This window comes from Parendozoicomonas haliclonae (assembly GCF_900174585.1).
GTDB classification, from domain to species: Bacteria; Pseudomonadota; Gammaproteobacteria; order Pseudomonadales; family Endozoicomonadaceae; genus Sansalvadorimonas; species Sansalvadorimonas haliclonae.
The window spans coordinates 103540-130098 of the sequence record NZ_FWPT01000005.1; the positions used below are offsets into that span (position 1 = coordinate 103540).

19 protein-coding genes are annotated in these 26559 nt (G+C 52.9%); 10 read left to right on the plus strand and 9 right to left on the minus strand.

Going from position 1 to position 26559, the window contains the following annotated elements:
• The first annotated feature begins 121 nt into the window (after positions 1 to 121).
• Positions 122 to 1261, plus strand: a complete 1140-nt coding sequence (locus EHSB41UT_RS11835; RefSeq protein ID WP_242667298.1) for a serine hydrolase — start codon at positions 122 to 124, stop codon at positions 1259 to 1261.
• Positions 1262 to 1339: 78 nt separating this feature from the next.
• The gene (locus tag EHSB41UT_RS11840) at positions 1340 to 3616 is read left to right on the plus strand and encodes an ATP-dependent helicase (protein WP_087110054.1); all 2277 of its coding nucleotides are present in this window, start codon (positions 1340 to 1342) and stop codon (positions 3614 to 3616) included.
• Here EHSB41UT_RS11840 and EHSB41UT_RS11845 read toward each other — a convergent pair whose 3' ends face one another.
• From EHSB41UT_RS11845 to EHSB41UT_RS11855, 3 genes are all read right to left on the minus strand, one after another.
• Complete coding sequence (locus EHSB41UT_RS11845; RefSeq protein ID WP_087110056.1) at positions 3617 to 4102, minus strand: DUF2147 domain-containing protein; 486 nt, start codon at positions 4100 to 4102, stop codon at positions 3617 to 3619.
• Positions 4099 to 4809, minus strand: a complete 711-nt coding sequence (locus tag EHSB41UT_RS11850; RefSeq protein ID WP_133060487.1) for a hypothetical protein — start codon at positions 4807 to 4809, stop codon at positions 4099 to 4101. Before EHSB41UT_RS11850 ends, EHSB41UT_RS11845 begins: the two co-directional genes overlap by 4 nt.
• 146 nt (positions 4810 to 4955) lie before the next feature.
• Complete coding sequence (locus EHSB41UT_RS11855; protein WP_087110060.1) at positions 4956 to 5942, minus strand: GlxA family transcriptional regulator; 987 nt, start codon at positions 5940 to 5942, stop codon at positions 4956 to 4958.
• Between the two features lie 138 nt (positions 5943 to 6080).
• On the opposite strand from EHSB41UT_RS11855, the gene EHSB41UT_RS11860 reads away from it, so the two are divergent.
• From EHSB41UT_RS11860 to gdhA, 7 genes are all read left to right on the plus strand, one after another.
• Positions 6081 to 7919, plus strand: coding sequence for a beta-ketoacyl synthase (locus EHSB41UT_RS11860; RefSeq protein WP_087110062.1), 1839 nt, complete (start codon positions 6081 to 6083; stop codon positions 7917 to 7919).
• Positions 7920 to 8105: 186 nt separating this feature from the next.
• A complete protein-coding gene (locus EHSB41UT_RS11865; RefSeq protein WP_087110064.1) occupies positions 8106 to 9758 on the plus strand; it encodes a ricin-type beta-trefoil lectin domain protein in 1653 nt (550 codons plus the stop codon).
• A gap of 79 nt (positions 9759 to 9837) precedes the next feature.
• Complete coding sequence (locus tag EHSB41UT_RS11870) at positions 9838 to 10785, plus strand: hypothetical protein (RefSeq protein ID WP_087110066.1); 948 nt, start codon at positions 9838 to 9840, stop codon at positions 10783 to 10785.
• A gap of 116 nt (positions 10786 to 10901) precedes the next feature.
• Positions 10902 to 12302, plus strand: coding sequence for a DUF4139 domain-containing protein (locus tag EHSB41UT_RS11875; protein ID WP_087110068.1), 1401 nt, complete (start codon positions 10902 to 10904; stop codon positions 12300 to 12302).
• Between the two features lie 95 nt (positions 12303 to 12397).
• Positions 12398 to 16918 (plus strand): hypothetical protein, encoded by a 4521-nt coding sequence (locus tag EHSB41UT_RS11880; protein WP_087110070.1) that lies wholly within the window; start codon positions 12398 to 12400, stop codon positions 16916 to 16918.
• Positions 16919 to 17139: 221 nt separating this feature from the next.
• Positions 17140 to 17775, plus strand: coding sequence for a hypothetical protein (locus EHSB41UT_RS11885; protein WP_087110072.1), 636 nt, complete (start codon positions 17140 to 17142; stop codon positions 17773 to 17775).
• 70 nt (positions 17776 to 17845) lie between these two features.
• Positions 17846 to 19207, plus strand: a complete 1362-nt coding sequence (gdhA, locus tag EHSB41UT_RS11890; protein ID WP_341350351.1) for an NADP-specific glutamate dehydrogenase — start codon at positions 17846 to 17848, stop codon at positions 19205 to 19207.
• Positions 19208 to 19223: 16 nt separating this feature from the next.
• Here gdhA and EHSB41UT_RS11895 read toward each other — a convergent pair whose 3' ends face one another.
• From EHSB41UT_RS11895 to EHSB41UT_RS11910, 4 genes are all read right to left on the minus strand, one after another.
• On the minus strand, positions 19224 to 20402 hold the full coding sequence (locus EHSB41UT_RS11895) for a vWA domain-containing protein (protein ID WP_087110074.1): 1179 nt from the start codon (positions 20400 to 20402) through the stop codon (positions 19224 to 19226).
• A 117-nt stretch (positions 20403 to 20519) separates the two neighbouring features.
• Positions 20520 to 21272: a hypothetical protein gene (locus EHSB41UT_RS11900; RefSeq protein ID WP_087110076.1), complete on the minus strand. Its 753-nt coding sequence runs from the start codon at positions 21270 to 21272 to the stop codon at positions 20520 to 20522.
• Between the two features lie 176 nt (positions 21273 to 21448).
• Positions 21449 to 22243, minus strand: a complete 795-nt coding sequence (locus EHSB41UT_RS11905; protein WP_087110078.1) for a helix-turn-helix transcriptional regulator — start codon at positions 22241 to 22243, stop codon at positions 21449 to 21451.
• Positions 22244 to 22415: 172 nt separating this feature from the next.
• Complete coding sequence (locus EHSB41UT_RS11910) at positions 22416 to 23258, minus strand: AAA family ATPase (protein WP_087110596.1); 843 nt, start codon at positions 23256 to 23258, stop codon at positions 22416 to 22418.
• 268 nt (positions 23259 to 23526) lie between these two features.
• Here EHSB41UT_RS11910 and cysK point away from each other — a divergent pair, with 268 nt between their 5' ends.
• Positions 23527 to 24498, plus strand: coding sequence for a cysteine synthase A (cysK, locus tag EHSB41UT_RS11915; RefSeq protein WP_087110080.1), 972 nt, complete (start codon positions 23527 to 23529; stop codon positions 24496 to 24498).
• Between the two features lie 77 nt (positions 24499 to 24575).
• Here cysK and EHSB41UT_RS11920 read toward each other — a convergent pair whose 3' ends face one another.
• Together EHSB41UT_RS11920 and EHSB41UT_RS11925 are read right to left on the minus strand one after the other, a co-directional pair.
• Positions 24576 to 25652 (minus strand): lectin-like domain-containing protein, encoded by a 1077-nt coding sequence (locus tag EHSB41UT_RS11920; protein ID WP_087110082.1) that lies wholly within the window; start codon positions 25650 to 25652, stop codon positions 24576 to 24578.
• Positions 25653 to 25743: 91 nt separating this feature from the next.
• Positions 25744 to 26469 (minus strand): pseudouridine synthase, encoded by a 726-nt coding sequence (locus EHSB41UT_RS11925; RefSeq protein ID WP_087110085.1) that lies wholly within the window; start codon positions 26467 to 26469, stop codon positions 25744 to 25746.
• Positions 26470 to 26559: the final 90 nt, after the last annotated feature.

Here is a 26559-nt window from a genome sequence, read left to right on the forward strand (position 1 = left end):
TAAGAAGAACAGTTCTAATGAGTCGTTTATCCCGGAAGATAGTTAAATCCGGATAAGATCGTTTATGCCAGTTTCTTTCAGGGGCAAATGTGTCCTGTCAATTCTTGCCGCAGGCAGCCTGATGTCTTCCCTGGCTTATGCGGTGCCATCCATGCTCCCTTCTCCGCCAGATATCAATGCCAAAGGCTATGTGCTGATGGACTTTGATTCCGGAAAAATCATCGCTTCCGGCAATGAGAATATGGAACTGGCACCTGCCAGTCTGACCAAGATCATGACTGCCTATGTCGCCGGTCAGGAGATGAACAGCGGTCGTCTCAGCTTTGACGATACTGTGACCGTTGGCCGTAATGCCTGGTCCAGCAACCGCAAGTTTGCTGACTCCTCAAAAATGTTTATCGAGCCGGGTGACAATATCTCGGTAGAAAATATTCTGCATGGAGTGATGGTTCAGTCCGGTAACGATGCCTCTGTCGCGATCGCCGAGCATGTGGCCGGCAGCGAAGATGCCTTCGTAACCTTGATGAATGGCTGGGCTGCCAAGCTGGGCATGAAGAACACCCAGTTTATTAATGCCCACGGTCTGGATGGTCGGGATATTTCTACCTCGCCGATGGATATGGCTATCCTTGCCCGGGCGATGATTCATGATACCCCGGACGTTTACAAAATTTATGGTGAGAAGTCGTTTACCTGGAACGGTATCACCCAGAGCAACCGTAACCGTCTGCTGTGGGATAACTCTCTGAATGTGGACGGTATGAAAACCGGATACACCAGCGGTGCCGGCTATAACCTGGTGACCTCTGCCACTGAAGGCGATATGCGTCTGATCAGCGTGGTGATGGGTACCCCAAACCAGAAGGTACGTCTGGAAGAGAGCCGTAAACTGCTGACCTATGGCTTCCGCTTTTTTGAAACCGATGTGCTGCTGGAAGAAGACGAAACTGCCATCACCAGCAAGGTCTGGAAGGGCAAGCTGGATATGATCAATCTGGGTATTGATGAAGATGCAGCTCTGACTCTGCCACGTGGCCAGATGAAAGATCTGAAGGTTGAGTATTCTGTTAACGAGCCGCTGCAGGCACCAATCGCTGAAGGCGATGTGCTGGGTGTGGCCCGCTGGACCCTGAATGGCGAAGTGGTTATGGAGCACGAGCTGGAAGCACTGACTGCCGTAGAGCAGGGCGGTTTCTTCAAGCGTCTGCTGGACAGCATCAAGCTGTTCTTCTCCGGCCTGTTTGGCGGCATGCTGGCCTGATCTGACATTTCTTACTCTTGATTGGGCCCGGCTGATTGCAGGTGTGGCCCAATCAACGACACTGGCTAGATATTCCTGATGCACTGGACAGATGAACAACGGGCGGTGATTCACCACCAGGGTGGACATGCCATCGTGACCGCCGTGGCGGGCAGTGGCAAGACCAGTACGTTGGTGGCCCATGTGCTGCATCAGCTGGAACAGGGACAGGACCCTTCCAGGATGCTGGTGCTGATGTTTAACCGCAGTGCCCGGGAAGACTTTGAGCGCAAGCTGGCCAAAAGTCTGACCTCCCATGTACGCCTACCGGATATCCGTACCTATCATTCCATGGGGCTGCGGCTGTACCAGAGCTTTGCCAAAGAAGGCCTGTTGCCAAGTTGGCATGGTGATCCACTGTCCAATGTGCGGATGGAACTGGAATGCTGGAAAATTCTGACCCGCATTGCCCCAGCCAGTATGCAGGACTCCCTGAAAAATAATAAAAGCAGCTGGGTCAGTGATATGACCGGGTTTATCGATCTGGTCAAAAGTACCACTCGCTCCCCGGAACAGGTGTTTGAGGAATATGACTTCGACAGCCGCAAGAAACTGCTGTTGGAGGGCTACCATGCTTTTGAAAGCTGGCGACTGGAGCAGGGGCTGATTACCTATGCCGATATGCTCTATCAGCCAGTGATGTTGATGCTGCGTCAGCCAGAGCTGGTGAAGCGGGTGACCAATCGTATGGATCTGATGCTGGTGGATGAGTATCAAGATACCAACGAAGTGCAGCATACCCTGTTGCGGATGATTGCCGGGCGTCGGGCCCAGGTGATGGTGGTCGGTGATCCGGATCAGACTATTTATGAATTTCGCGGCGCGCGCCCGGAATATATTCTGCGCACCTTTGCCGAGGACTTTCCCAACCCTACGCCTTATACCCTCAGTTATACCTTTCGTTATGGCCATACCCTGGCACTGGTGGCGGATCATCTTATTATCAACAACGCCGGGCGCACCGATACGCTCTGTATTGCCCACAGCAGCACTCCGGAAACCCGGGTAGAACGGGTGGAAGAGAGTGATCATGCCCGCTGGCTGGTGGCGAGAGTCAGTGAGCTGCAGCAGGATGGGTATGCACTGTCGGATATTGCTGTGCTGGTTCGGTTATGGAGTCAGTCGGTCACTCTGGAACTGGCTTTGCTGGAACAGGGCATTCCCTTCAACAGTGATGGCGAAAAGAGTGCGTTCGATCGGCAGGAGATTGAGCTGCTGATGGCATTAACTGAGTTGGCGGCCGGACGGTTCAGAGCACTCACAGTCGAGAAACGCTACCAGAAGCTCTGGCAGATTCTGCGTTTTCCCCATATCGGTATTAAGGAGCAATGGCTGAAAGGCTTCTGTCGTCAGTTGGCGGAGCGGGAAGACGGCTTTGGTCGCTGGATGATGAAACAGGCGGAAGGGTATCTGGATGGGCTCAGTGATTTTCAGAAAACCCGGGTGCTGGAGCGTGGTCGTCAGCTGTTGCGAATGGAGCAGGGTGGTGACGAACCGACGGCCCGCTTGCTGCAGCGATATATTCTGGCGGTTGAGCTGAAGCGCTGGCTGATTGATTCAGCACTGGATCGGGATCGGGCTGAAGAGCAGTTGTTGGCGATCGACAGCTTCAACCGCTATCTGGCGAAAACCAAAATGGCGCCGGCTGCCACCTGCGAACTGATTGATGATCTTCAACAGCGTCGTAAGGCCAACAACCGTAACAAGTCGTCTGCAGCTCTGGTGTTGACCAGTATGCACAAATCCAAGGGGCTGGAGTGGCCGGTGGTGATTCTGCCGTCACTGATCGAGAAGCAACTGCCCTGCAGTATTGGTGATGATGCGCTGGAACCTGTCGGTCTGGAGGCGGAACGTCGATTGTTTTATGTGGCCATGACCCGGGCCAGAGAACATCTGATTCTGATGACTACGCCATTGCCTTCTGCTAAAGGGGGCAGTGCCGAGAGAATGCCCAGCCGGTTTATGACCGAGCTGCGGGATCGTCTGTCCTGTGAGGCAGGGGAGCAGTTGCATAAGCTATGTGCTGATACATCAGCTGCTGATGAACGCACCCTGACTATTCATTATCCTCGATCGGAAGTGTTGCAGCGTTATATCGCCACGGAGTGTCCGGATGTGCAGCTGGTGCAGGGCGCGAACCTCGACAAGACTGAGCTGGTTGCCGGCCTGCCCTGGCAGAAAAAGGAAGTAACCCATTCTATCTTTGGCGAGGGCATAGTGCTCTCTGAAACCGGAACCGACTTCAAGGTCCGGTTTATCGAGGATGGCAGTGTGTACGATTTCAGCAAAAAGAGTGCGCACCTCTATTTTGCCTGATTACTGGATGTTGTCCTGAGCTGTAGCCTCTTTACGAACCCAGACCTGGGAGCGGCCAACCAGTGGAATGCCAATATAACCGCGCACTTTCAGCTTGCGGCCGTTTTCCATCAGTTTCATATTGGCGGAATAGGTCTTGCCGTTATCCGGGTCGAGAATCTTGCCATTATCGTAGTTATCGCCGTCCGGCTGCATATTCCAGATGATTTCCATACCTTCAATCGGCTGGTTTTTATTACTGCCGGTGCAGGCAACACAGAGTTTGTCGGCATCGGTGCCTACCAGAATCTTCTCAACCTTGCCGTTATAGATACCGTTGTCTTCGGTGATACGCACGTAGCTAATCGGCTCATGGGTGTTTTCATCGTAGGTGATCCATAAGCCTGCCGGGGACGCATACTCCGGAGCGGCCGAAGCCCAGGCTTGTGATACAAGTGCAGTCAGTGCCAGTAGAACCGGCAGAACCCCGCGGGTGATCAATCTCATGATTCATTCTCCTCAAGCAGATCTTCAGGTACGGTTTCGTCGTCCTGAGGCATTGCGGACAGCTGACGCCTTAACCCTTCGAGACGTAGCTGCAGACGCTCATAGTTGTATTGCTTATCCATGCGCTCCCAGAAAAACCACACAGTCAGAACCGTGAGTGCCATGGTGCTGTTAAACAGACTGACAGTGGTCGGGGATTGCTGAAACAGGCTGCTCCAGCTGGATATGCCACCAGTATGAATGCTGGAACCAGTCAGAGTATTGGCCAGTAAGGTGTAAACCGAGGTCGAAACAGCCGATGCTCCCAGTCCGGCCAGCAGTGGTGTGCGAATCTCTTCCATAGGCAGAGCCGGAGTATTGCCACCTTCTGTCATAACACCCATCCAGGCGCCTCCGAGAATGGCGGGTAGCCAGTTGTGCGCGAGGCTGTGCAGGCTGGCACGCAGGTAGCGGTTACTGAGTCCGGAGGTGGATTGATAATCGGTCAGAGGTTGCAGGGCCGGGTTGGTGATGGTTTGCAGCAGATTCCCGCACAGTCCGGAAGCCAGAATGCCCAGCCCGGTGTAGATCGCGGCCCGGGTTCCGGAGGTCTGTTCATTAATGGCATCTACCTGCTCGACGTCACGGCTGACCCGCTGGATTTCATCCAGCAGATGTTGACCATAAGCCTGAGGGTTCCATTGAGCGGGCTGATCCGATTCTGCCATGACAGGGCTGCCTGTTGTCAGCAGCCAGAGTGTTACCCCGGCAGTTGCTGCAAAGCCTGCCCGTCTGATCTGGTGTTTACTGATGAAGTGCTCAGTTTCTCTCAACCCTGCGCCCACCCTTTTTTATCAAAGGCGGGCAATTATAGTCACGGGCTAAAGAGCTTGCTGCGTACCGAGCTGCGGTATTGGCCCGGAGTTGTTTCCATATGTTTCCGGAATACCCGGGAAAAGTAACCGGGATCCTGAAAACCGCAGCGCAGGGCAATATCACAAATATCAAGATTGGTGCTGGTCAGCAGATCCCGGGCCTTTTCCACCCGCAACCGCAGCAGCCATTGAGAAGGCGTGAGCCCGGTGGCTTCCAGAAACCGGCGGTTGAGGGTGCGCTGGCTCATGGAGAACTGTTTGGCCACATCAGCAAAGGAGAGGAGAGTGGGGTAATGCTCATGTAGCCACTGCTGAACCATCACAATACTTTCATCCTGATGGGGAGAGCTGTTTTCAAAGGAGTAGAACAGTTCGCTGTAACGGCGGCGGATTTCCGGTGAGAACTGCTGGGCCACCCGGGATGCAGTGGCTGATGAGAACATCTGCTCGATCAGGTGGATGGTCAGATCAGCGATGGAGTTCACGCTGCCGGCACAATAGAGATTGCCGGACTGGGTTAGCAGATGGTGCCGCTTCAGCAGCAGCTCCGGATGAAGCTTGTGCAGCCTGTCCAGATAGTACCAATGGGTGGTGGCTGGCTGGCCATCCAGCAGTCCAGTATCCGCCAACAGAAACACACCGGTGCCGGTGGCACAGATTTTCGCTCCCCCTTGATGCTGGATAATCAGCCACTCCTTCAGGGTTTGCCACTGTTGGGAGCGGACGGAAGGGTTGCGCCAGAATGAGGGGATAAAAATCACATCGGTCTGGGGAGTGGTGCTCAGAGTGGCGTCGGGCTGCAGTCTCAGACCGCCGGTACAGCGAACAGGCTGGCTGTTTTCTCCGGTCACCAGCAGCTCGGAATCCTGATCGTGGATGCGGTTGGCCCGCTGCATATGCAGGGCGGCGGTCAGCATCTCCAGCGGCAGTGACAGGCTGGTGGTGATCATCCCTTCCAGGGCGAGCAGGCAGATGGTTTGAGGCATATAAAGGACGCCAATAAGACAAAATGAGTGCTATGGCTAAATAGTTGCACTGTGTGGCTAAAATGTCCAATCACGAGCTTACATAAGTGCTTAGAATGCGTTCAATATTTTTCCCCTTTGTCTCTGGTCGAGGTTGCTATGTCCCGACTTCCTGTCATTGTTGCCCAGGGCGGTATCGGCCCGGCCGGCCGCACCTCCGGCTTTCACGCCTATCGTCGGTTGGTCTTTGATGCCCTGTCTGCTCCTCAGGCCTCCAGTACTCTGGCCAGTCTGTCCCGGTTAACCGGTTTGGCAGCGGATAATGCTGATGCTCTGCTGGCCTCAACACTGGTGCGTAAGCTGGATGGTTCCCTGTTTGATGCTGATGCGGTGCTGAACCATCGGGCGCTGACCGCTCAGGGTACTGCGGAGCTGTTGCTGTCCCGCCGCCAACTACCAAGCCCTCTGCCTGCCGGCTGGGTGGTCAATGAAACGGCCGACCGGAAGATTGTGAAAGTGACCATGCCGGCCGGTCAGGCACTGCTGGTGCCGGAAACCATCAGTTTACCGGTGCATGCCGCCGGTCAGCTGCCAACCGGATTCAAACCGGAAGCCTTATATCCGGCGCGCAGCCATCCCCGCGGTCTGGCCATGACTGTCTATGGTGCCTCTGATGCTATCAGCTCCATGGGCATTGACTGGAATGTGATTGATCAGCTGGTGCGTCCGGAACAGGTTTCCGTGTATGCCGGCAGCAGCATGAGTCAGCTTGATCAGAATGGTAATGGCGGTATGCTGCAGGCCCGGTTGAAGGGAAAGCGGGTAACTTCCAAGCAGTTACCATTGGGTTTCTCGGAAATGCCGGCAGACTTTATCAACGCCTATATCCTTGGCAGTCTGGGTGCTACCGGAACCAGCATGGGGGCCTGTGCCACCTTCCTGTATAACCTGCGTCATGCCATGGACGATATTGCCAGCGGCAGGACCCGTGTGGCTCTGGTGGGTAACAGTGAAGCCCCGCTGACCCCGGAAGTGATTGAAGGCTATGCCACCATGGGCGCACTGGCTTCAGACAAGGCACTGCGAATTCTGGAGGGATTGTCCGAAGCTCAGGAGCCGGACTATCGCCGGGCCTGTCGTCCGTTTGGCAATAACTGTGGTTTTACTCTGGCGGAATCGGCACAGTTCTTTGTGCTGATGGATGATGAGCTGGCGTTACAGACGGGTGCCGATATTCTGGGTGCAGTCGGTGGTGTGTTCGTTAATGCCGATGGTCATAAGAAGTCGATCTCCAGCCCGGGGGCCGGTAACTACATCACTATGGCGCGAGCTGCGGCTTTGGGTCGCAATATTCTCGGGGCTGAATCTCTGCAGCAGCGCTCCTTTGTTCAGGCGCACGGTACCGGCACCGGGCAAAACCGAGTGACCGAATCCGCCATCCTCAGCGATACTGCTAAAGCGTTTGGTATTGAGAACTGGGCAGTATCAGCAGTGAAGAGTTATGTAGGTCACTCTCTGGCTACCGCCGCAGCTGACCAGCTGATGTCTACTCTGGGTGCATTTGCCCATGGTCGGGTACCGGGCATTCGGACGATTGCCGGTCAAACGGCAGATGACGTGCATACCGACAACCTGAATATTCTGACGAACCACCTGGAAACCGGTGCCGAGAACCTGGATATGGCGTTGCTGAATGCCAAAGGTTTTGGTGGTAATAACGCCACAGCGCTGGTCATTGCTCCGCATAAAGCCCGGGAAATGCTGGCCAAACGTCATGGCAAGCCGCTGATGAGTGTCTGGGAAAAGAACCATGAAACTGTGCAGGCGAAGCAGGAAGCGAATGAGTCCCGCCACCTTTCTGGTGAATACACGCCGGTTTATATATTTGGTGAAGGTGTGATTGAACCAGAGGCGATTACAGTCACTTCTGAGCGCGTGACACTGGCAGGCCGTGAAGTCCCTCTGCCGACCGAAAATCCGTTTGCAGATTTTGTCTAACCCGCATTAATTGATAAAACCTTTCCTACCCCTGATATACCTGTGTCGTATGTCAGGGGTGTTTTTATTGGCTGTATTTTGTACAATCCCGACAAATAACGTGTAATTTCTTGTAAGTATTACTGGAGGTTGCGCGGTTCTTTCCATGTAGTAACGCTGTATTCTAATAATAACAACAGGTACGTTATGCTACCGAAACTCCCCTCCTGGTCTGCCCGCGGGTTGGCCGGCTTGCTGATATCCGGTGTATTGGGTTTTAGCTCTTATGCTGCAGCCGGCACTGTCGATGACTTTGAAAACAGCTGGGCCGGCAAGGCTCTAAAGCATCAGAGCCAGCTGAGTAATCATGCGCCTCTCAGTACCATCAATATGATGGGCACCCATAATTCCTATAACTCCGAAGTGTATACAACACCGTTACGCTATCTGGATCCCCAGCAGAAATTCTCCATTGGTGATCAGCTGAGGATGGGAGCCCGTTTTCTGGAACTGGATGCCCACTGGACTGCCCATACCCACGGCTGGGCCTGGGAGTGGGGCGTGGATATGCTGCTCTGTCACTCCGGTATCGGTGCCGAGATGGGCGATCTGGATGTAGGTTGCAGCCTGACCGATCGTCGTTTGACCGATGGTTTGCAGGAGATCAAATCCTGGCTGGATGGTAACCCCAATGAAGTGATCATTCTTTATATTGAAGATCATACCAATGGCGAGCATGCCATTCTCAGAGAACAGCTGAACAGCAAGCTGGGCGAAAGAATTTACAAGAGTGGCAGCTGTCGTGCGATTCCGGATGAGCTGAGCCGTGCTGATGTGTTGGAAGCCGGTAAGCAGGTGGTACTCTGGAAAGACAAGGGCTGTGCCAATGATACTGAGCTGGCAGGTATGGCGTTTTCCGGTCTGGGTAATGTCCGTCGGGTGTATGAGGATGCGACCAATGTTGCCGCTATCAGTGACTTCTTTACCGGTGGTGGCGGTGTTGAACGGATCAGCGCCGAAGACGTAGGGCAGGCATTCCTGCAGGGTGTCAATATCGTCAACCTCGATGATATGACCCCGAAAGATGGACGACTGCAGGCGGGTGTCTGGAGCTGGGATGTTAATGAACCCAATAATTATCAGGGTAACCAGGACTGTGCAGTCAGCTGGGCCAATGGCCGCTGGGACGATGCCCGGTGTAGTGTGTCCGAATTCTTCGCCTGTGAAAATGCCGAAGGCCAGTGGGCCGTCAGCCAGCGCGATGGCGAGTGGTTTGAAGGTGTTGCTGCCTGTGAGGAATTAGGTAATGGTTTTGCTTTCTCTGTACCGGACAGCACGCTGGATAACGAAGCTCTGAAACAGGCCAAGGCCAGCATCGGGGTTGAGCGGGTCTGGCTAAATTATCACGATCTTGATCAGGAAGGTGTCTGGGAAGTGGTGGGTCGTAAAACCTTTAGCGGCCTGATCTTCCGTGAACTGCGTGATGAGCGCAGCGGCCGCTGCCTGGATATCAGTGGTAACAACAGCAGCAACGGCACCAATGTTCAGCTGTGGGATTGCAACGGTACCGGCGCGCAGAAGTGGGCCTTGAATGCTCTCACTGGTCAGATGATTAACGCTAATGGCCGCTGTCTGGATATTCCAGGTGATGACAATGGTGTCGGCAATGGTGCCAATGTTCAGATCTGGTCCTGTCAGGAACAGGCCGTCGATCAGCGCTGGATACTGGACGGTGGCGTGCTGAAAAATCAGAAGAACCCCGCCATTGTTCTGGATGCCTATGGAACCGACAAAGGAAGTAACGCCGGTCTCTGGGAAAGCCATGGTGGCAGCAATCAGCAGTGGGTGTGGGGGCAGTAAAACACCTACAGTGGGCAGAGTGTTACGCTCTGCCTGCTGATACAGATTGAACATAGACTCACAGCAAGGAGCACTGTCTATGGGACTTGATTACAAACTGGTTTTCAGTGGTGACATTGACGACGATATCAGCCCGGAGCTGGCTCGTGAAAACGTCAGTCGTCTTTTGAAAGTCCCTGATCAGCGCAAGATTGAATTGCTGTTCTCAGGTAAAACCGTTGTTATAAAAAAAGGGCTGGATGCCCGTCAGGCCGAAAAATATCGACGGGCACTCAGTGAAGCCGGATTGCTGGTATCCATTGACCCGCCTTTGGAGCTGGTTAGGGATGACCCTGATTCCGAGCTGGTGCTGGAAGCTGATGTCTTAAAGGCCATAGATCAGGCCCATTCACAAATGAACTACAAGCTGGTGGATAGCCCAATTGCACCAGTGTTCGCCACCGATTCCATGGATTCTGTTCACTTTATTGCGGACCAGGCTGTTGATGCTAAAGAGTCTGAGTCGGAAGAAGTACAGACTGAGGAAACTCTTCAGCCACGCAAAGCCGATGCCAGGGATTTTATTCAGCCAGCGGCGGACAGTGATAACAGTCCTTCGATTAACGACAGCTTCTCTCCCTTTACAGAACCCGCACTGACTGAAACCTTTCAAAAGGTCGAACTGGCTCAGCCTAAACTTGACCGAAACAACTCTGGTCGAGATGAACCTGATATTCCTGAGGAAGTAAGGGGATTGTCGTGGGGTGGCTTCTGGCTGACCTTTATCTGGGGTTTGTTTAATCGCACGTATATTTCCCTGCTGGCCTTGGTGCCGGTTGTCAATCTGGTGATTCCTTTTTATCTGTTGTTCAAGGGCCGTGAACTGGCCTGGCGCAAAAAACACTGGGACAGTTTCGAGCATTTTCAGCGAGTCCAAAAATTTTGGGGCGCTGTCGGGCTGGTTCTGGTCTTGGGAGTACTCTGCACCTTATTTCTTATCGCGCAGTCGGAGGTGGGGGAGTTTCTGCGCCAGCATTCTTCCGGTTAAATCTTGAAGGAGCAGGACAGGCTCTTCCCAGAGCGCAAAGAGATTGTCTATGCTGAGGCAATTTAAGATACTGCCACACTCAATTTGCTGGTGAATCACCGTTCACGGAGACTGACATGATCAAGGCAAGCTCTTCCCGGGCACTGTTTCCTGCTGTGTTGTCCGCGGCTCTTGGCTCCTCCCTGTTATGCACACCGCTGTGGGCGGATGATGTCCCAGTCTTTGAAGTGAAAGCGGATCAGCTCAAATCGACGGCTTTGACCCTTTATAACGGCAATGGTCTGGTCAACCAAACTATTGAACAGACGTTGTCGGAGGGCAATTCAGAGTTACGGTTGAAGCCGGATTTCTCATTCTGGGATCTGGCAACCCTGCATCTGTCTACCCAAGGTAACAGCCAGCCCGTGTTACCAGAGTTGCTGACCTGGAATACCCCTCTGCAGGAGACTGCTGATCTGATTGGAGCACTGGTCGGTCAGGAAGTTGAACTGGTTCGGGCCGGCAGAGAGTCTTCCATTCGTGGGAAGCTGCAAGCCTGGAATGGCGTGACAGGGTTGCTGCAGCTTGCCAATCAGCAGCAGGAGCTGTTTCAGTGGCAGGAAGGGTTCAGTCTGCGCAGCCTGAATAAGAATCCGTTGAAGCCCGCCGTTCTTTCACCTCGGATTCAGGCTCACTTCAATCTTAAGCAGCCAGCGAGTGCGGTGGAATTGAGTTATTTCAACCGGGGGCTGAGTTACAGCAATCTCTATCGTATTGTGATGGATCCGGAAGCCGGCAAACTCGATCTTGGGTTGACAGCGACAGTGCGTAACCAGTCGATCACCCCTTATCGACAGGCTAAGCTGGCTCTGGCATCCGGAGATTCCGGCGTGACCAACGAGCCAGAAATGTTTATGGCCCGTAAAGCGATGGCCATGGACAGTGCGGGTATTGGTGGTGGTCAGCGTGCCGGAGAATTACTGTTTATTCCTGTGCCCGGCGAATTTGATTTGCCTGCGAGAGGGGCAGTGACCGTACCCGTGGGCAGTGAGAACCAGATTCCATTCAGCAGCCATTACAGTTATGACTTTTATGGCGCTGCACATTCCTCCGGCGTTCACAAGGCTAATCCGGTTGGCCAGATCCGCTTCACTCCCGATAAGGACCTTCCTGCCGGGCCTGTGCAGCTTTATGCAGTCAGTGAGCAGGGAGCACAGATGGTCCACAAAGGCCTGCTGCCACAGACGGCAGGTGGTAATCCGGTGGAGTTGATCCTGGGGCAGGCCTATGCCGTGAGCATTGAGCGAAGCCAGATGAGCGTGCGCCATGATCGTGATAGTTGGGAAGTGGACTGGAAACTGAAGGTCAGCAATCAGTTCAACAAGGCTGTGGCTCTGGATATTCAGGATTCATCGTCCCAGCTGATCAGTGTCGGAAAGCTGTCAGGTGGTGCCAAAGATGGGTTGAAGCTTTCTGCCGAGATTCCGGCAGCCACTACCCGCATCATCAGCTTTACCAGCGTATACCGTAAAAACTGACAGCCCCGAGGGACTGCTGTCCCCGCCTATCTAGACTAAAGCATGAGCCCACAGAGCTGGGCTCTTTTTTTGGTCAGCCGGCAGGGATTGCAGTTATGAACCGTTTGAGCGGGAACTTCCGAAAGCAGAAACATACCCCTATTCCTCCTCAGCAAGGTAAGCCGCCCAAGTCCTCCGGCCAGAAAACCAAAAAAGGCCGGATGCAGCAGCTTCGTGATCTGGCCAAAAAGCTTCCCGGACGAAAGAATAAAGACGAAAAATTTGTTGATCCGGATAAAAGCCAGACCAGTGGTGTCCATGAAGAATCCCGGCCACTGGTGGATCGTGAGACCAGAGAACATGGCCCGGTACAGCCTGAAGTCCGACAGTCTGAGAGCAGCCCAAACGAAACGCCCACGCAACAACTGGTCACCCCTGACCATGACCCGCTACTCAACCCACAGCCGTCACCGAAATACAAAGTTGATGAACAAGCTCTGAAGACCGTCATGGAAGAGACTGCTCTTCAGAAGCAGCTCTCAGAAACCGAAAGCGATGCCGGTTCGGTCAGCTCCGATACGCCCTCTGTATTATCGGAACTAAATGTTCCCGAGCTTGAGGAAATTGAGGATCTGGACAAGTTTCTGGAAGAGCGGGTGGCCCCGAATGCCAAAAAATCCAAGCGTAATGCGCTGGAGAAAATGGTGGGCTTTCTGGCAGAAAAGATCGTTAAAAAATACCTGCCGGTTGATAACGAAGACAGCCGTAAGCACCAGGACAATATCAATACGCTTACAGAACAGTTGAAGCAGATTACCGGCCGTCGGCGCAGATTGTTAAAGGAGCGTGGGGAGCTGACGGATGCCCATGCTCACATCAGTGGCAAAGTGGGGAAAAGTCGCACCAAGGTTGAGAAAAAGCTGCTGGAAATTGCCGATAAGCAAAAGGCTTCTGACAAGCTTGAAACGAAAGTGGAAGAGGAAACCGCTCAAGCTCCAAAGCGCAGAAACGTTTTGGCCCGGATCGCTCATCACTCCGACCCGGTTAAGAAGCAGACCAAGCTTAAGGGAGCCATCAAAGAGCTGGAAAGTGAGCTGGCCAACCTGCATACCAAACTTGATGGTCGTATAAAAGAACGTGAGCGACTTGAAGCCCTGATGAAAGCGGCTGTCAGCGAGGAAGAGCAGCTGAACAGTACCAGTAACTCGCTGATGGATCAGATTCAGGTCGAAAAGGGGGCCGTGCTGGCGACACAGAAACAGCGAAAAGAGTTTAATAAGCAGGTGGTGTCGCTGGCATTAAACCTGCGTCGTATACATCAAAACAAAGCGGCACTGGGCAGTATTCGTGTTCCCCATCTGAAAATCCCAATGGGAGACGATGCTCTGGATTTAAAGGAAGTCAGCTTCCGGCCAGCAGCGATCAAGACCCGTATCGATGCAGATGGTCAGCCGCTGGTGGATGTCACCCTGAAAGATATCAAAGCCGTTCTGGATGCCCCGATTGATAATGGTGTAATGACGGATTTAGATGTGGGTATTGATGGCCTGACTGTGACTTTGGGTGGGCCGGTGGCCAAATCCATGAAAGCCTATCTGGATGGCAAGAGTGCGGCTATAGGCATCAATATGGGTAAGATGATGTCCACTGTCGTCAAGTCGATTCAGGCCGGTAATGCCAATACCGATGCCCCGGTTTATGTGGGGGCGAATATTGGCAAGGTTACAGTTAATACCAAACAGACCAATGCGGAAGTCATTGTGCGGGCCGTTGCCAAGGCACGCAGTACGCCGGGTTCAGCCCTGCATAAAGCGATAGCCAATCTCAGGCTGCCGGTGTCGGTGAATGTAGAGGAAGTGAATGTTCATACCGCGCCTCAGGTGCAGCCGGGTGACAAGCAGCTAAGCACCGGCGAAGCGGTCAAAATTGATGCCCGGGTTAATGGCATTACCATTGATCTGATTCCTGATACCTCTGAGGCGCATAGCGAAAAACAGCGGAATGCTCAGCTCGGAATCAGTGCAAAAAGTGCCAGCGTGACCGTGAATAGTCCGGTCGGCCTGGCAGCGAGCACGGTGCGTAAGTTATTGCCCAAAGATCCCATGCAGGCCTTACCGGAACCTCTGCGAGTATTGACCGACGAGGGGGCGCTCGACAAGGTGCCGGAATCCCTGTGTGAGGAAGTCAATCTGGATATGAGTGATCTGAATGTCCGGCTGGGGCGCAATGTTAACCTGCGTACCACCGAGGCCAGCCCTGACAAGCCTGTGTGGTTTGTGGAAGGGGATTCAGAGAACAGTGTCACGGCTGGTCGTGTTCATGTTCAAACCTGGGGCAATCTCAATGCCTCTGCCGGACTCTCCAATTTACATCTGAAAGCCAGCCAACAGGGTGAAAATGATACGCTGAGATTCTCAGTCGCTCCTAATGAGAATAGTGATGAACCCTCTGCCGTGGTTGATTTTCACTGTGAACCGGGGTTGGTGAAGTCACTGGCGAAACTCACCGGTCAGCAGGCCATGAATAAGATGCTGGTGGAAGGTGGAGGCCGGATCGCTATTGATGGCAAGGTAGCAGTGACGGTTGATAACGGCAGGAATACTGTCACTGCAGATCTTGAAAAGGGGCGGGTTGGCGTTAACAAGGCCTTTGCTCTACGTACTGATGATCTGCATGTCCAGCTTCCGGAAAGCATTGATGCACAAGTGCGTGATGTAAATGTCACTGTTTCCCCGGTCCGTGAGTACCGAGGCAGTAAGATCAAGCATACTGAAATGCGTGTTGGTCAGATTGCCCTTGAAGGCGATGGAGAGATCCGCATTGATACCTTCTTTCCGGCTACTCCTCCTGAGGGAGAACAAGACTCTGAGTCGTTGGTCCGCAATCACTTTACGATACCCTTGCACGGCTATGGTGAGCTGAACAATACCCGGGTCGAAAATATTCAGTCCATGTCCGATGAAAATAAAGTTATGCGCAGTCGTGTTGTTTTGCACCCGGGCCGTGTACTGCTGAAGAATGTAGATGCAAAGTCTCTGAGAGTTGGGGAAGTAAATCTGAATCTGGATGCGGAATTGAATGGTGAGTTGAATGTGAAGGGCGCTCAGCTGCGTTTTAATGATTTACTGTTCCCCCAGGTGCGTTATGAGACGGGTCAGGAACAGGTTGATATTCAACAGCCGCCGCCTCTGCCACGACCATTACGCTGGATGTTGAAAAATAAGGTATTGAAGTTCGAGGGAAATCTTCCCGTTAGTCAGGGGCGGATTGATATGCGCAAGGCTGCGGCGACCAGACTGGTTGTCAAAACCGATAAGCTTAAGCCGAGTCTGGGAGACCGTATTACCAGCGGTTTGATCAATATAGGTTTGCGCGCCGGCTTGACTCTGATGGGTGGCAAGATTCTGCATCTGGATCAGCAGCGCAATCATCCGGTTATCCGGTCCCCTTTGTTGCGAGACCTGACGGTTCCGTTGCCAGACAAGGCTGCTGAGTATCTTGCAGTCACCGATAAGGGCACGGTTGATCTGGCTTCCACCCAGTATCTGGCCTCTGGTTTGTACTGTCTGCCCGAGAGCCGGCAAAAAGAGCTGGATCGGATGCTGGAACGGGTTCTGGCCAGCGAACAGTCTGTCCCCTTACTGGATGAGTTGGTGACCCGCTGCGAAGAGAATATTCATAAAGCTGCAACTATGCAGGAAGCCTTCTATCTGATGAATGGTCTGCCGATTGAAGTTTTGGTCAAGAAGGCGGCCGGCAATCGCGGAATCCAGTCAGCGCTTGAACGTATTGTGGCTCTGGCTATCCAACACCCGCGCAGCCATGCCGTGGCGCTGGATATTTTCAACCAGGGGATTCAGCCAACCAATGAGCAGCTTGCTCATCTGCAGGCGCAGATCAAGGCTGATAATCCGCTGTCTACCCGTCTGGCGCAGTTACTGTTTGATCTGAGTTATGTCAGTCAGGCGGAGCCTTTGCTGGTGGATATTGTTAAGAAGGACCCACGTAATCAGCAAGCCATGGCACTGCTGGCACAGATTGACTGGGCCAGAGGTCGGCGTGAAGATGCGCTGTTGCTGGTGCGTGATGCCGCTCAAACAGCGTCCTCGGCAGAAGAGTATCAACAGTTGATCAGTTTGCTGGGTGCCTGGGTAGAGACGGATGGGCATGAGCAGAGTACGGCTATTATGCAGGCACGGCTGCTGGCGGCCTCTCTGTCGATGCGTCAGGAAGTGAAATCCGGAAACGCTGACGCCTTCCTGAAAGCTGTGAAGGAACTGGAAAAGCTGGCTCAGACTCAGGACAAGCTGGGTACGGCCCAGTCAGCCCGTGAGCAGCTGGCCAGTCGCTTTGAACAGGCCTGGCAGATCAGTGAGAAGCTGGATCTTGAGCCCTGGGAAGTCTGGAGCAGCAAGGTCTCCGATGCCGGAGCCACATTGAAGAAAGGCAAGAGTATCGATCTCTCCGAAGACGATAAGTATCTGGCTGCTCTGGGCCTGATGTATGGCTATCGTGGTATTGCTATTGATCAGACTGCGGCGCAACTGATGTGGCTGGCGATGGATCCGTTGCCAGACAGCGCGAAAGTGCATCTGGATATCCTGAATGAGCGCCTGGCGCAGAAGAAAGCCGCTTAATCCCTTTATCCCCGCCTGATAATGGTCAGAATCACTAACCGGGATTGTTAGTGATTCTGACCGAATCCTGTTGGTATCGCTGAACCTCCGGTTAGTCCCTCTGTCTGAACAGGGGCAAGGAATGCTCGTCCGGGGGAGGGAGGCCCGCAAATTCAAGCGGAGCATACGCGATGAGTTATCCTGCTGCGGGTCCTGGTTACAGGCCTGGTTACTGTCTTCTAATGTTAGGCTTGGCACTGGCTGTTCTGTTCGGTGCTTCCGGGATATCCCAGGCCCGGGATACCGATCGGGAAACCCTTGTTTATAAAGAGAGTGAAACGTCCACCCTTGGCTTTCGTGCCGACCTTGAGGTCGCGGGTGAACAGTTCACCGGGCAACTGGTGATGGTGAAAGAAAGTTACCTGAACGGGCGAACCCTGACCTATTCCAGCCATTTTGAATCCAGCCTGCCGGATGGCATTGTTATTCCTGAGCAGGAGCGTGTCACCCACTCCAATGATTATGTGATGAGCCAGGTCAGTGGTGGCAGTGAAAGAGATAGTGAAAGTGTCAGAATTCATGAGTACGGCACTTTTGAAACTCTGGCCAGCCTTGCGGGCATGCTAGCGGAAGGTAATGACATGCCGTCGTCTGCTGAAGGTAAGGCCTTTTTAAGTCATGCGCTTTTAATGCCGGAACCGGCAGCTATCAGCCAATACGAAGTTTCGGCTTTCGAGAATAACAAGCAAGTCCAGTTTCTGATGAGTAATGGGCTGTCTATTCAATATGTCCTGGATGAACGACATAATCTGAATACTCTGGCGGTCAGGAATGAAGAACTGAACCTGCTCTATACCGTCACCTCATCAGAAGGGTAACTCCGGCAGGTTATGATTCAGCTGCTAGGCTTTCTGGCTGATCCCGTCCGGAAGTGAGTGAAGGTGCAGTATGAATATCCGGGGCATGAGCAGTGATGACGTCCTTGATAATTTTATGGTCGGCTTTGAACGACGGAATCCCGGAGAAGACGACTTCCGTCAGGCAGTCCGGGAGCTGGCCACTGATATTATTCCGTTTATGGTCAACAGTGATCGCTATGCCCGGATGAATATTCTTGAACGGCTGACTGAGCCGGATCGGATTATCACCTTTCGGGTCAACTGGCTCGATGATGAGAGTAATGTCCGCACCAACCGCGGTTATCGGATCCAGCATAATAATTCGATCGGTCCCTACAAGGGCGGGCTGCGTTTCCACAAGGATGTTACCCTCGATACCCTCAAATTTCTGGCCTTTGAGCAAACCTTTAAAAACAGTCTCACTGGCCTGCCTATGGGGGGAGCTAAAGGCGGTTCCGACTTTAACCCCAAGGGTAAAAGCGAACGGGAAATTATGGTGTTCTGCCAGGCCTTTATGTCCCATCTCTATCGTTATATCGGCCCTAATACCGATGTGCCGGCCGGTGATATTGGTGTGAGCCATAAAGAGGTCAGTTATATGTATGGTCAGTACAAACGGCTGACCAATGAACTGACGCCGGTAATGACCGGCAAAGATCTGGCTGTCGGTGGTTCGTTGATCCGTCCGGAAGCGACCGGTTATGGCGCGGTTTATATGGCCGAGAATATGCTCGCCACCCGAGGTGACCATCTGGAAGGCAAGACGGCACTGGTCTCCGGTTCCGGGAATGTGGCGCTGTATGCGGTCGAGAAGCTGATCCAGAAAGGAGTAAAGGTACTGACGGTATCAGATTCCAGTGGTACCGCATTCGACAGCCAGGGAATTGATGTTGAGAAGCTGCAGTGGTTGATGTTTCTGAAATTTGAACGCAAAGGTCGGATCGAAGAGTATGCCCAAGCCTTTAAAGGGGTTGAATTTCTTCCTGATAAACGGCCATGGGATATCAGTGCGGATATGGCCTTTCCCTGTGCCACCCAGAATGAGGTTGATGAGGCCGATGCCCAAACACTGGTGGCCAATAGTTGTCAGCTGGTTTCCGAAGGCGCCAATATGCCCACCCGGGAAGAGGGGATTCGCGTCTTCCAGAAAAATAATTTGTTGTTTGCTCCGGCGAAAGCCGCTAATGCTGGTGGGGTCGCGGTCTCCGGTCTGGAAATGTCCCAGAACAGTATGCGCATGAGCTGGAGCCGTGAAGAGGTTGATACCCGGTTGCAGGGTATTATGCGCACCATCCATGAGCAGATGCTGGAGCATGGCAAAGATGGGAAAACGGTGAACTATCTGCGAGGGGCCAACATAGCAGGCTTTATCAAGGTAGCCGATGCTATGCTGGCGCTTGGGGTGATCTAATTCTGTGAAAATGAGGTTACCGGCTTAGGTAACGCATCCCATCTTCCAGACCCTTAACGGTGAGCGGGTACATCCGGTTTTCAATCAGATTGAGAATCTGGTTGGTGGATGTCGTGTACTCCCAGTGAGTTTCCGGATAAGGGTTCAGCCAGATCAGTTTACGGAACTTGTCCATAAAGCGAATCATCCAGGCTGAGCCTGGTTCCTCGTTCCAATGCTCAACGCTGCCGCCAATCTCGGTGACTTCATAGGGAGCCATGGTCGCATCCCCAACGAAGATGACTTTATAGTCTTCTCCATACTTATGCAGGATGTCGTGGGTCAGAATACGTTGACTGTGGCGACGGAGGTTGTCTTTCCACACGGACTCATAAATAAAATTATGGAAGTAGAAGAACTCCAGATGCTTGAACTCAGTCTTTATGGCTGAGAACAGTTCTTCACAGACTTTTACGTGGGCATCCATGGTGCCGCCGATATCCATCAGCACCAAAACCTTTACGGTATTGTGGCGCTCAGGCACCATTTTGATATCGAGCATACCGCCAGCGCGGGCCGTTGAGCTGATGGTGTCGTCCATATCCAGCTCTTCCTGGGCGCCTTCCCGGGCAAACTTGCGCAGGCGGCGCAGGGCCACCTTGATATTACGGGTGCCCAGTTCGACCGAGTCATCCAGGTTGCGGAACTCCCGTTTGTCCCACACTTTTACAGCACTGCGATTACGTCCGCTTTCCTGGCCCATGCGAATGCCTTCCGGATTAAAGCCATTGGCCCCAAAGGGAGACGTGCCGCCCGTGCCAATCCACTTGTTGCCACCCTGATGCCGTTTCTGCTGTTCTTCAAGGCGTTCCTTGAACTGTTTGATCAGTTCCTGAAAATCGCCCAGTCCCATAATTTTGGCTTTCTCTTCCTCTGACAGAAAACGTTCAAACTCCTTGCGCAGCCACTCTTCAGGGATCATCGCATCCGGCAACATATCCAGGCTGTCAACGCCCTCAAAGAAGGCGGAGAAGGCACGGTCATAACGGTCAAAGTGACGTTCATCCTTGATCAGTACCGCTTTTGCCAGATGGTAAAAGGCGTCGCGATCGGCAAAGACCAGATGTTTTTGCAGGGCTTCAAGAAGGTCAAGGTATTCGCGGATGCTGACCGGGACTTTGTACTGGCGCAGAGTATCGAAGAAGTTTAACAGCATGTTTTTGTCGTTTTGTTGCTCAGGAGTACCGCTCCTGAACGGACGATAAAAGCCTGTTCAGGGAGACAAGGTCTCCCAGAATAGGTAAGTTGCCTGCGAGGTGCAATAGACGGCGGTTTATTGTGTCTGCGCGGAAGCGTCCAGCAGGTTGGCAACAATCCGGTCGTTGAAGCGGGTCACAATATGCGGGGCACTGCGCTCGTTGTACTTATGCAGGGTCTTTTCAATAAACAGCCAGCTTTTATAAGCGGTCATCAGCGGGTCATCTTTGTTCTTATCGGTCAGATTGACTTCGGCCTCAAAGTCCGCCCGCACCTGATTCACCAGCTCACCGACATCGATATGTTCTGTGCCCCGGTAGAACGCATCACCCAGAGATGAGGCCATCACCATATAAAAGGTGGTGAGGGCTTCCATATCCCGGGCCAGTCGGCTTAGTCGTTCCTTTTTGCTCTCACTATTGCCGGTCAGCAGCTGCTCTCGGGCGATATTGATCTGTTCTGCCATTTTCAGCAGCGCGGTGTTCAGATCAACAATCACGTAGTCATTGGTAAACCCTTCGGTGGCAATGTCGTTCTGTCGAGCCAGTGTTTGAAAGGTCTGGTGGGTATTATTGAGCTCAGCGATAACACCGGTCAGCGCCTCAGGGATATCCTGATTGGTGGCGGTCACCTGTTGTTCAAGTTGCAGTAACCTTTCTTCAAGAGCGCCCTGGGACTCAGGAGTGCCATGTTTCAGGGTGACATTATAAAAGGCAGTGGCTGATTTATATGAGTGCAGGGCGAGCAGGTCCAGCTGGTGGATATCAAGAGCAGAGACGGCGCTGGAGAGGCACAGCAACCCTGCCGCTGCCAGAGAGGACAATTTCATAATGCATCCTTTCAAACTGTTTTTTTGATTATTTTGGGCGACGGCTTCCTGCCACGGGCTCTATTCTGCCACAGTCGTGCAAAAATGAAATGTTTCTGGGTAAGGGAATTGTAACGGATGCATATCACTGAAAACCCCTGTGATTTCAGAGGATTTCAGTGATATTAAAGGTAGGCTTAGATCAGTTTCTGGTCTTTCGCTAACGCGACCAGATGGGCGCGGTTTCTGGCGCCAAGAATGCGCTTGGCTTCACGGTAGTGGTAGTTAACGCCGTTATCGCTGATGCCGGTCATATCGGCAATATGGCGGGATGAGAAACCATCGGCAGCCAGCTTGAGAATATGGCGGGTTCGTGGCGTGAGAATCTTGCGAACAATATAAGGATTGAACTTGTGCTGGCGGAAGGCCATCAGTTCAAGGTGCCAGCCCAGGGCGCGTGAGTTGAGCGAATCCTGAATGGTTTGATAATGACTTCTCAGCTCTTCCGTGGAGAGCGGGCTCTGGAAAGTAAACAGGCAGAACCAGTCATGACCGGTTTGCCAGCGCATGGGCAGGCAAAGATGGCTGTTGATATTGTTGTCCCGATAGAAGGTGCGGGCAATATCGGAGGCTGGCTCGTGAAATACAGGACCATTGGAAGCAATCACGCTTTGCAGCAGATTGTCATGGCGGGCAATGTTCTTGTAATAGATGTTGTAGAGCTTGTCGGGCAGGGAGCCAAACCCCTCCCGGCCATCGGCCCGGTGATCCAGTTCAAAGCTTGAGGTTTTGGTGTCGGCAAGGCTGGTAGGCACCGAGCTGTAACGGAAGCTGGTAAAACCCAGAGTGCTGATAAAGTTCTGGATTTCCTGTTGAATAACATCGAGAGGCCGGGCTGTTTGTGTATAGATATCGGTCTGGGTCTGGCCCAGATTCTCTTTAGCCAACTGGCTGCTGAGTACGACGCGGCCGTTAACCTGAGATGGCTGCATGATTCCCCCTGACTACAACATGCGTAATTCTAGTTTTTTGTCACATACGACAGGTGTCTTAGCAGGCTTAAATCCTACCAGAAAACAAAGGGTTATAGGAATAAATATCGCGCAAATAGATGCATATACTTATTAAAAATGGCAGACAGATATGCCTGTCTGCCGGAAGGGTTTAGCTGCTGCGGCGGGCCATAAATGCGAGTTTTTCGAGAAGATGGACGTCCTGCTCGTTCTTGACCAGGGCTCCGGCCAACGGCGGGATAGCCTTGGTAGGGTCGCGCTCACGCAGGGTTTCTTCGGAGATATCATCCGCCATCAACAGCTTGATCCAGTCGACCAGCTCTGAGGTGGAAGGCTTCTTCTTCAGTCCCGGCACCTTACGGACATCAAAGAACACTTCCAGCGCTTCTTTAACCAGCTGCTCCTGCACATCCGGATAGTGCACCCTGACGATCTCTTTCATGGTCTCTTTGTCCGGGAAAGAGATGTAGTGGAAAAAGCAGCGGCGCAGGAAGGCATCCGGCAGATCTTTTTCATTGTTACTGGTGATAATCACGATCGGGCGCTTTTTCGCCTTGATCTGCTCCTGGGTTTCATAAACATGAAACTCCATCTTATCCAGCTCGAGCAGCAGGTCGTTAGGAAACTCGATGTCGGCTTTATCGATTTCATCGATCAGCAGCACGACCTGCTCCTCGGACTCAAACGCTTCCCAAAGCTTGCCTTTGACGATGTAGTTGCTGATATCGTGGACACCTTCAACACCCAGCTGGGAATCCCGCAGACGGGACACCGCATCATACTCATACAGTCCCTGGTGGGCACGGGTGGTGGATTTGATATGCCACTGGATCAGGCGCAGGCCCAAAGACTCGGCCAGCTGTTCGGCCAGCATGGTTTTGCCGGTGCCGGGTTCGCCCTTGACGAGCAGTGGGCGTTCGAGAGTGATAGCCGCGTTAACGGCAAGACGGAGGTCGTCTGTGGCGATGTATTCTTCTGTGGAGTTGAACTTCATGGCGATACCTTGTTTGTCCTGCAACAGCTTTGCGCGGGTGTTCAGGTCGGGTTCTGCTTCTTTCTGTTGTTGCCGTACTCTATCGGTGCCGTTGATGTATATCAATGTTTGAAGGATGAAACGATCAGGTCATATAAGTAAAAAGCACGATGAATATAACTAATTCGTCTAGAAAGAAGACCGCTCTGCTATTTACAGAGATATGGATGTTAGGGAATAGTCTGTGGCAAATGTGTAAGGAACGTCACAGAACAGAAGGTACAGCATCATGAGTGCTATTTTCTCCGATAATGCCAGCACCATTGGCAACACGCCGTTGGTTCGTATTCAGCGTCTCGCTCCTGGTAAAAATGTTTTCGCCAAGTTGGAATCCCGAAACCCGGCGGGCAGCGTGAAATGCCGTATCGGTGCCAGCATGATCTGGGATGCCGAGCAGAATGGCACTCTGAAGCCGGGTATGGAACTGGTTGAACCAACCAGTGGTAACACCGGTATTGCTCTGGCCTTTGTGGCTGCCGCCAAAGGTATTCCGCTGACGCTGACCATGCCGGCTTCCATGAGCCTTGAGCGTCGGAAGCTGCTGAAAACTCTGGGTGCCAAACTGGTGCTGACCGAGCCGGCCAAGGGTATGAATGGTGCGATTGCCAAAGCCAAAGAGATTGTTGAAGGCAACCCGGACCAGTTCCTGATGCTGCAGCAGTTTGAAAATCCGGCCAACCCGGCCATTCACGAAAAGACCACCGGTCCGGAAATCTGGAAAGATACTGACGGTGAGATTGATGTGCTGGTAGCGGGTGTGGGTACTGGCGGCACTATCTCCGGTGTGTCCCGCTACATCAAGCAGGAGCAGGGCAAAGATATCATCAGTGTCGCGGTTGAGCCGGAAGCCTCTCCGGTTATTACCCAGACTCTGGCGGGTGACGAGGTAAAACCGTCTCCGCATAAGATTCAGGGTATCGGTGCCGGCTTTGTGCCCAAGAACCTGGATCTCTCCGTAGTTGACCGCGTTGAGCAGGTTTCCAACGAAGACGCGATTGAGATGGCTCGCAAGATGGCCCGTGAGGAAGGTATTCTGTGCGGTATCTCCTGCGGTGCTGCCATGGTCGCTGCGGTACGGCTGGCCAATCTGCCAGAGTTTGAAGGCAAGAACATCGTAGTGATTCTGCCGGACTCCGGCGAACGTTATCTGTCCAGCCCGTTGTTTGAAGGCCTGTTCAGTGAGCAGGAACTGGTGCAGTAATCCGCACACGCTGATTGTGAAAGAAAAGAGCCCCTGAAATCTGTGACTTCAGGGGCTCTTTACTGTCTGCGATTCCGTTAGCTGTTTAACGGTTCATCATTGCTGAGATCATCGACTTCAATATCGCCCTCATCATCTTCCGGTACAGGGCTGTCTTCGGGCTCGCCAGTCTCTTCATCGTCAAGTGTGGAAGGTTCAATACTGGCCGGCTGTTCCGATTCTTCTGTAGTAACCGAAGTTTCAGGCGTGCTGACCGGTTCCTGAGTCTCAACCTGTTCAACAACGTCCGGAGTTATTGGCTGCTGCTCAACCGAAGGCTCTGGCAGCTTTAACTCTTCAGGCTTAACTTCAGGTGCGACGGCTGGTGCAACAGGCGGTTCAGGCTGAGGTGCTGGCTTTGGTTCTGGTTTGGCTTCCTGCTCAGGTTTGCTCTCCGTGGCTTTCTGTCTGATTGGGGTGACGCAGAATGCCCGAACCTGATGCTCACTGTCGGCTGCGCCGGTAGCGGCACTGAAACCCAGTGAGGTGAACTGGGTATCAAAGTTCAGTGCGACATCCAGAAGCTTTCTATTGCCGCTCCAGGTTTGTACCCGGTTGGCCTGTACCAGAACTCTTAGTGGCACCCACTGACCATGGGTGTAAGCCTGACGAAACGGAGTGGCCTGGAAGGTGGAACCGGAGGCGGCACGGAATCGGGCCTGACGTTGTCCATAGGTCGGCAGCTGGACGGCATAACCACCACCGCTGCGGGAAAAACCAAGAAAACCACCGGTAGGGGGCGTGCCGTAGCTGGCGCCATCTTTATAAAAGAAGAATGAGATGCCGTCGGCGGAGTTCCAGATCAGATGCGAGCCGCCATCATCATCATACGTGCGATATTCAAAGGTCACTTCAAAGGGCGGCTGCAGGTTGCTTCTCAAAATGGCTGCGGCTGAGGCGCTGTACAGATTGTCGGGCAGCAGGGTCAGTGTGCCTTTATTGACTTTGGGCCAGGCTTTGGCCTTGGTGTTACTTGTGAAAGCCCAGGCCTTCTCGGAAAAATCCAGGCACTGCGTTACTTTTGCCGGTGCTTGCTCGACTGACAAAGGGGCAGCCATGGCCGTGCCTGCGGTTAACCCAAAAGCCAGAATCCCCGGATAGATAAACCCTTTCATTATGTTCCCCTGATGAATGGTGAAGAGCTCTCTATCCATGTCGGCCATCAGGGGTGTTTATCAATACTCTTTATAAGGTTGAGAATGGCATTCAGGTAAACTCTGGCGGACAGTGCATTTCCAGCCGCTCTGGGTAAACAGGGTGGGCAATGCTGAGAAAGCTGGCATGCAGTTGCAGACGTTCAGCCGCTGCAATAGAACGTTCGGTTCCATAAAAGCGGCAGCCCAGAATAGGGTGCCCCATAGCCGCTGTATGAACCCGCAGCTGATGTGAGCGGCCGGTGACCGGTTTCAATTCCAGCAAGGTGCGGTGATTGGCAGGATCTCGTTCGATAACCTTGTAAAGAGTCAGGGCTGATTTCCCCAGCTCATAGTCCACCATCTGCTTGGGTCGGTTGGGCCAGTCGCAACGCATCGGTTGGGCCATCGAACCTTCATCATCCTGAACGATGCCATCGACCCAGGCCACATATGCCTTGTCTGCATGTCGATCCTGAAACTGGATACTGAAATGACGATGGCTCTCTTTACCGCGCGCGATCACCATAATGCCGGAAGTGTCCATATCCAGCCGGTGTACGATCAACGCATCCGGGTAGGTTTCCTGAACACGAGTAATGGCACAGTCACGATTCTCTTCCAGCCGGCCCGGTACGGAAAGTAATCCGGAAGGTTTATTAATCAGCAGGCAGTATTCATCGGCATAGAGAATCTCTACCGGATCATGGCAAGGAGGTGCAATAAACGAGGCAGGGCCATCAATGGTCAGGGTCACAACAAGCTCGAACGGGCATGAATATTGAGATGTAAGCACCATACCGGAAAGTGCGTCTGGATGCTGTACGTGCAGTTTACGAATAAGGCCGCAGTTACGTTATGTGTGAGTTGCATATCTGATTGAAGGAAA

Coding starts and splice junctions, on each gene's coding strand:
- EHSB41UT_RS11835 (WP_242667298.1), top strand. CDS start 122: ATGTCTTCCCTGGCTTATGCGGTGCCATCCATGCTCCCTTCTCCGCCA.
- EHSB41UT_RS11840 (WP_087110054.1), top strand. CDS start 1,340: ATGCACTGGACAGATGAACAACGGGCGGTGATTCACCACCAGGGTGGA.
- EHSB41UT_RS11845 (WP_087110056.1), bottom strand. CDS start 4,102: ATGAGATTGATCACCCGCGGGGTTCTGCCGGTTCTACTGGCACTGACT.
- EHSB41UT_RS11850 (WP_133060487.1), bottom strand. CDS start 4,809: ATGGCAGAATCGGATCAGCCCGCTCAATGGAACCCTCAGGCTTATGGT.
- EHSB41UT_RS11855 (WP_087110060.1), bottom strand. CDS start 5,942: ATGCCTCAAACCATCTGCCTGCTCGCCCTGGAAGGGATGATCACCACC.
- EHSB41UT_RS11860 (WP_087110062.1), top strand. CDS start 6,081: ATGTCCCGACTTCCTGTCATTGTTGCCCAGGGCGGTATCGGCCCGGCC.
- EHSB41UT_RS11865 (WP_087110064.1), top strand. CDS start 8,106: ATGCTACCGAAACTCCCCTCCTGGTCTGCCCGCGGGTTGGCCGGCTTG.
- EHSB41UT_RS11870 (WP_087110066.1), top strand. CDS start 9,838: ATGGGACTTGATTACAAACTGGTTTTCAGTGGTGACATTGACGACGAT.
- EHSB41UT_RS11875 (WP_087110068.1), top strand. CDS start 10,902: ATGATCAAGGCAAGCTCTTCCCGGGCACTGTTTCCTGCTGTGTTGTCC.
- EHSB41UT_RS11880 (WP_087110070.1), top strand. CDS start 12,398: ATGAACCGTTTGAGCGGGAACTTCCGAAAGCAGAAACATACCCCTATT.
- EHSB41UT_RS11885 (WP_087110072.1), top strand. CDS start 17,140: ATGTTAGGCTTGGCACTGGCTGTTCTGTTCGGTGCTTCCGGGATATCC.
- gdhA (WP_341350351.1), top strand. CDS start 17,846: ATGAATATCCGGGGCATGAGCAGTGATGACGTCCTTGATAATTTTATG.
- EHSB41UT_RS11895 (WP_087110074.1), bottom strand. CDS start 20,402: ATGCTGTTAAACTTCTTCGATACTCTGCGCCAGTACAAAGTCCCGGTC.
- EHSB41UT_RS11900 (WP_087110076.1), bottom strand. CDS start 21,272: ATGAAATTGTCCTCTCTGGCAGCGGCAGGGTTGCTGTGCCTCTCCAGC.
- EHSB41UT_RS11905 (WP_087110078.1), bottom strand. CDS start 22,243: ATGCAGCCATCTCAGGTTAACGGCCGCGTCGTACTCAGCAGCCAGTTG.
- EHSB41UT_RS11910 (WP_087110596.1), bottom strand. CDS start 23,258: ATGAAGTTCAACTCCACAGAAGAATACATCGCCACAGACGACCTCCGT.
- cysK (WP_087110080.1), top strand. CDS start 23,527: ATGAGTGCTATTTTCTCCGATAATGCCAGCACCATTGGCAACACGCCG.
- EHSB41UT_RS11920 (WP_087110082.1), bottom strand. CDS start 25,652: ATGAAAGGGTTTATCTATCCGGGGATTCTGGCTTTTGGGTTAACCGCA.
- EHSB41UT_RS11925 (WP_087110085.1), bottom strand. CDS start 26,469: ATGGTGCTTACATCTCAATATTCATGCCCGTTCGAGCTTGTTGTGACC.